This is a genomic window from Stenotrophomonas sp. AGC87 (genome assembly GCF_057333975.1).
In genome coordinates, this window is the sequence record NZ_JBHFHW010000044.1 from 1,084 (window position 1) to 6,686 (window position 5,603).

The following is a 5,603-nucleotide window of genomic DNA, read 5'->3' on the forward strand; positions in this document are numbered from 1 at the left end:
CCCCCCCCCCCCCCCCCCCCCCCCCCCCCCCCCACCGCCCGACCAACCAGCCGCCGCACTTGGAAAGCTGCCGCGCTTCATGCTCGCCACGCGGAGGGGAAAAGACCCAAAAAAAACGGCGCCCCGAAAGGCGCCGTTTTCATGAAGCAAAGATCAGGTCAAAGCAATCAACCGCTCAGCGCGCAGACTCCGCGGCCGGCGCCTCAGCGCCCTTGCCCTTCATCATCGCATCGCGTGCCGCCTTGAACGGATTGCCCTCGTACCAGTTCGGCCACCGGTCGCCGCCGGCCAGTTCCTTGCCAACCCCGTACAGCAGCTGCAGGTCCTCAACCGTGCCATCCAGCTTCCAGGTGGCCGGATCGAACTCGTCCTTCGGGCCGTGGTAACGGTTGCTGCCATAGTCTTCGGCGGCCTTGCGGCCCGCCTCGACACCACCGTCGCGCAGATCCTCACCACCGTCCGCATAGAGCGCCGGCACACCCGCCTTGGCGAAGTTGAAGTGATCCGAACGGAAGTAGAAGCCGCTCTGCACCGCGGTCTCGCCGTGCAGGGTACGCCCCTGATTGGCCGCCAGCGGCTTGAGGATGTCTTCCAGCTCGGAACTGCCGAAGCCGGTGACGGTCATGTCCTTGGCACGGCCTGCCACCGACATCGCATCGATGTTGATCACACCGGCGATCTTGTCCAGCGGGAAGGTCGGGTGGCTGACGTAGTACTTCGAGCCCAGCAGGCCCGACTCCTCCAGCGTCACCGCCAGGAACACCACCGAACGCTCCGGTGCTGGCTGCTGGTGCACCATCGCGTCAGCGACTTCCAGGATGCCGGCCACGCCGGTCGCGTTGTCGACGGCACCGTTGTAGATGTTGTCGCCCTGCTCACCCTCGTGCTTGCCCAGGTGATCCCAGTGCGCCATGTAGAGCACGGCTTCATCGGCACGCTTGCTGCCCGGCAGCACACCGACCACGTTGCGCGACTTCTTCTCGGCGATGGTGCTCTTCAGATCGAAGGACACCTTGGCCTTCAGCGGGACCGGCTTGAAGCCGCGCTTGCTGGCGTCCTTGTAGGCCTTGTCCAGATCCAGGCCGGCCTCAGCGAACAGCTGGCGGGCGGCATCGGCGCTCAGCCAGCCCTGTGCGGGCAGACGCGCTTCCGGGTCGTCCTTGGCCGGCAGGTCGTACTGCGGGCCGGCCCACGAGTTCTTGACCACGTCCCAGCCGTAGGATGCACCGGCGGTGTCATGCACGATCAGCGCGGCGGCGGCGCCCTTGCGTGCGGCCTCTTCGAATTTGTACGTCCAGCGCCCGTAATAGGTCATGCGCTTGCCGTCGAACAGCTTCTCGTCGTTGACGTGGAAGCCGGGATCATTGACGAACATCACGACCGTCTTGCCCTTCCAGTCCTGACCGGCATAGTCGTTCCACTTCTGCTCCGGCGCATCCACGCCGTAGCCGACGAACACCAGATCGCTGGCCTCGACCTTCACGTCCGGCTGGCCGCTACGGGTGCCGATCACCATGTCGGTGCCGAACTTCAGCTCGCGGGTCTTGCCGGCCTGGTCCAGCGTCAACACGGTCGACTCATCGGCCGTGGTCTCGGTCATCGCCACGTCCTGGAACCAGCTGTCGCCATTGCCAGGCTGCAGGCCGATGCGCTGCATCTGGTCGCGTATGTAATTGACGGTCAGCTCTTCGCCCTTGCTGCCCGGCGAGCGGCCTTCGAATTCATCCGAGGCGAGGGTCTTGACCAGCTCGGCGAAGTCGCCGGCGTTGATCTCGGGCGAGAACGCATGGCCCGGCGCGGTGGGGGCCGCGTCAGGGGCGGGGGCCGCGGTGGGCGCGGCGGATTCGCCCTTGCACGCGGTCAGCGCAGCGGCAGCGGCAAGGCACAACAGAAGTTTGCGGGGCATCATCGGTTCCTGGAACGGGAAAGGCGGGTGCGCACGGCACCAGTCACCACCATATCAATCCTGCGGTGCGGTGTCGGTATCGAAGGGCACGGCCACGGCGCCGCTGACCGGGCCGATGCGGGCAGTGCGATGCACATACAGTGTGACCTCGCGCTCGAACTGCAGCGACCCGTTGACCGACGCGTTCGGCCCGATGATCACGCGCGGCTTGCGGCCGGGGGTCAACGACAGGTTGAAGTTCGGCTTCTTGACCTCGATCCCGCCTTCGACCTGCGAGCCCACGCCAACGGTGATGTCGCCGTTGACGGTTTCGATGCCGCGCGCCACGCGCGTTTCGACCAGCCCGATGCTGCCGTTGACCGTTTCCAGCCCGCCGTCGATCTGGGTGCCGCGATCCAGGAAGATGCCGCCGTTGACGGTGTCCACGCCGCCACTGGCAACCACTTCGCGCCCGACCCGCACGCTGCCATTGACCGTGGAAATGCCGCCGGTGCGCGCGCGATCGGCCACACGGATGCCGCCGTTGACGGTTTCGATGCGACCGGTGACCGCGCCTTCGGCGACCTTGATGCCGCCGTTGACCGTCTCCAGATTGCCGTAGCTTTGGCCGGCCTCGGCGGAGATGCTGCCGTTGACCTTGCTGATGTTGTCGCTTGCGAAGGCCGGCGCACAGGGCAGCGTCAGGGCCAGCAGCAACGGAAGCAGGGAGCGTTTCATGGGAACCTCGATGGTGGAGCGCGGCTGGCAGGCCGCCTGCAGGAATGTCACCATGCATCGTTGCAATCCGCATCTGCCTGAAGTCACTGGAAAGCCCTTGCGCCACAACGCCTTTTCCTCACGCCGGGATAACAATCCGACCGACGGACGCGGTCGCACGCAGTGGCTGACCCCGGCATTGCGTGCGCTGCTGCTGGCCGTGGCCGTTCTCGGCGCCAGCCCGCTGGCTGCGCAATCCTCCAAGGAAGCCGAACGCAAGCTGCAGAAGCTGCGTAGCGAGCTCAAGGGCGTGGCCCAGGAGCGGCGGAATCTGGAAGGGCAGCGCGGGCAGGCGTCGCGCCAGCTGCGCGATGCCGATGAGAAGGTCGCTCGCACCGGGCGCGTGCTGGCCCAGACCGAAACCGCACTGCAGCGCGAAACCCGCGCCATGAACGAACTGCAGGCCAAGCGCGATGCGCTGCAGGCCGGCCTGGAACAGCAGCGGGCGGAACTGGCCTCGCTGTTGCGCGCGGCCTACCGCATCGGCAACAACGCACCGTTGAAGCTGCTGCTGTCGCAGGACCGTGTCGCCGATGCGAACCGCAGCCTGGCCTATCATCGTTACCTGCAGCGCGAGCGCGCGCAGCGTATCCAGTCACTGACGGCCGATCTCACCGAGCTGCAGCGCGTGGAGACGGAAATCGTCGAACGGCGCAAGGCACTGGAAGGCACCCGCCAACAGCAGAAACAGCAGGTCGCCACGCTGGCCGACGATCGTCGCGAGCGGGCGGCCACGGTCGCCTCGCTGGACGAGCGGTACAAAGACCGCAGCGAACGCGAAAAAGCCCTGGGCCAGGATGCCAAGGCGCTGGAAACCCTGCTGGCCAATCTGCGCGCCGCCGCCGCCCGTGCCGAAGCCGAGCGTCGTGCTGCCGCGCGCCGCGCCGCCGCGGAGAAGGCGGCAGCCGAGAAGGCGGATCGGGCCGCCGCCGCGAGTGGTACCCGGCCACCGCCGCGCGCGACCAAGACGCCCCCTGCGGTTGCCTCCGCGCCCGCGCCCAAGGTGGGCGGTCTGGGCTGGCCGTTGTCGGGCAATCTGCTCGCCCGCTACGGCGGCAAGCTGCCCGATGGCCGCACCAGCAGTGGCGTGCTGATCGGCGCGCCCGCCGGCAGCACCATCACCGCCGTGGCCGATGGAACGGTGGTGTTCTCCGATTGGATGACCGGTTACGGCATGATCCTGATCGTCGATCACGGCAACGGCTACATGAGCCTCTATGCGCACAACGACACGCTGCTGCGCGATGCCGGCGCCACGGTGAAGAAGGGCGAGGCGGTGGCCAAGGTCGGCAATTCCGGTGGCCAAGGCGTGACCGCGCTGTACTTCGAACTGCGCCGCAATGGACAGCCGGTGGACCCGGGCAGCTGGCTGCAGCGGCGATAAACCGCGCCCAACACGGGCGCGCCGCCAGGCACGGGGTTCAACGGGAATTTATCGTCGCTTCGCGCATAATCGGGCGACGCACCCCCGTGCGTGGTCAACCGTCCCCCGCTCATCCTGGAGTGCTTCATGCGCGTAGCCCGTTCCGCCACCTTGCTGCTGGCCCTGTTGCCCGCGGTGTCCTGGGCGCAGCAGACCGCCGAAGCGCCGGCACGCGGGGCCGATGCGGCCACCACCGAAGAAGCGGTGACCTCACGGGTTCCGTTGGAAGAGATCCGCCGCTACGTCGCCGTCTACAACGCGGTGCGCGCCGCCTATGTGGATCCGGTCGACGACAAGAAGCTGATGCAGTCCGCCATCCGTGGCCTGCTGCTGGACCTGGATCCGCACAGCACCTATTTCGACAAGGAAGACGCCGAAGCCTTCGATGAGCAGGCCAACGGCGCCTACGACGGCATTGGCGTGGAGCTGCAGCAGCAGCCCGACAACAGCAGCCTGAAAGTCATTTCGCCGATCGACGATACCCCGGCCGCACGCGCGGGCATTCTCGCCGGCGATCTGATCATCGCCATCGACGGCAAGCCGATCAGCGCGATCGAAGCCACCGAACCGCTGCGCGGCGTGGCCGGCACCAAGGTGGTGCTGACCCTGGTGCGCGAAGGCAAGCCCAAGCCGTTCGATGTCACCGTCACCCGCGAGACCATCCGCGTCACCAGCGTGCGCAGCAAGATGCTGGAACCGGGCTATGGCTACATCCGCCTGAGCACCTTCCAGGCCGACACCGGTGCCGATTTCCAGAAGCACGTTGCCCAGCTGCAGCAGCAGGCCGGTGGCAAGCTCAAGGGCCTGGTGCTGGATCTGCGCAGCAACCCGGGTGGCCTGCTCACCGCCGCCGTGCAGGTGGCCGACGATCTGCTCGAAAAGGGCAACATCGTCAGCACCCGCGGCCGCATCTCGATCAGCGATGCCCGTTTCGATGCGACCCCGGGCGATCTGCTCAAGGGCGCGCCGGTCGTGGTGCTGGCTGACGCCGGCTCGGCCAGCGCCTCCGAAGTGCTGGCCGGCGCGCTGCGCGACAACGGCCGCGCCCGCGTGGTCGGCAGCCGCACCTTCGGCAAGGGCTCGGTGCAGACCGTCCTGCCGCTGGACAACGGTGACTCGGTGAAGCTCACCACGGCGCGGTATTTCACCCCGAGCGGCAAGTCGATCCAGGCCACCGGCATCATCCCCGATGTGCTGTTGCAGCCGGAGAAGCGCGCCGGCGATGACGACCTGCCGGCCAGCCTGACCGACTACAGCGAAGCCACGTTGCCCGGCCATCTGCGCGGTGATGAAGAAGGCACCGAAGGCTACAAGGCGGGTGACGTGCTACCCGGTGATGGCCCGATCAATGACGCGCTGGCCGAGTTGAAGCAGCCGGGTTCGGTGCTGGCCAGGCAGAAGGCGGACGCGGCGAAGAAGCCGGCGCCCAAGCCGGCAGCGGCAGCGGTCACGCCGGCAGATACCAAGCCGGCCGAAGCAAAGCCGGCCGGACAGCCGGCGGCTGCACCGGCGCCGCCC

4 protein-coding genes are annotated in these 5,603 nt (G+C 67.4%); 2 read left to right on the forward strand and 2 right to left on the reverse strand.

Annotation, left to right across the window (positions count from 1 at the left end):
- Positions 1–175: 175 nt before the first annotated feature.
- Positions 176–1,906 carry a M28 family metallopeptidase gene (locus ACE026_RS20190; protein WP_486040625.1) on the reverse strand — a complete coding sequence of 577 codons (1,731 nt, stop codon included), beginning with the start codon at positions 1,904–1,906 and terminating at the stop codon, positions 176–178.
- A 54-nt stretch (positions 1,907–1,960) separates the two neighbouring features.
- Positions 1,961–2,623, reverse strand: a complete 663-nt coding sequence (locus ACE026_RS20195) for a hypothetical protein (RefSeq protein ID WP_121042823.1) — start codon at positions 2,621–2,623, stop codon at positions 1,961–1,963.
- A 97-nt stretch (positions 2,624–2,720) separates the two neighbouring features.
- Here ACE026_RS20195 and ACE026_RS20200 point away from each other — a divergent pair, with 97 nt between their 5' ends.
- Both ACE026_RS20200 and ACE026_RS20205 read left to right on the forward strand, forming a co-directional pair.
- Entirely contained in the window at positions 2,721–4,046 is a 1,326-nt protein-coding gene (locus tag ACE026_RS20200) for a murein hydrolase activator EnvC family protein (RefSeq protein ID WP_486040736.1), read from the forward strand.
- A gap of 126 nt (positions 4,047–4,172) precedes the next feature.
- Positions 4,173–5,603, forward strand: a 1,431-nt coding sequence (locus tag ACE026_RS20205) for a S41 family peptidase (protein ID WP_486040627.1), incomplete at its 3' end; no start/stop codon positions are given.

Bases quoted from the DNA above. Each gene is read 5' to 3' on its own strand.
- ACE026_RS20190 (WP_486040625.1), bottom strand. From the start codon at position 1,906: ATGCCCCGCAAACTTCTGTTGTGCCTTGCCGCTGCCGCTGCGCTGACC.
- ACE026_RS20195 (WP_121042823.1), bottom strand. From the start codon at position 2,623: ATGAAACGCTCCCTGCTTCCGTTGCTGCTGGCCCTGACGCTGCCCTGT.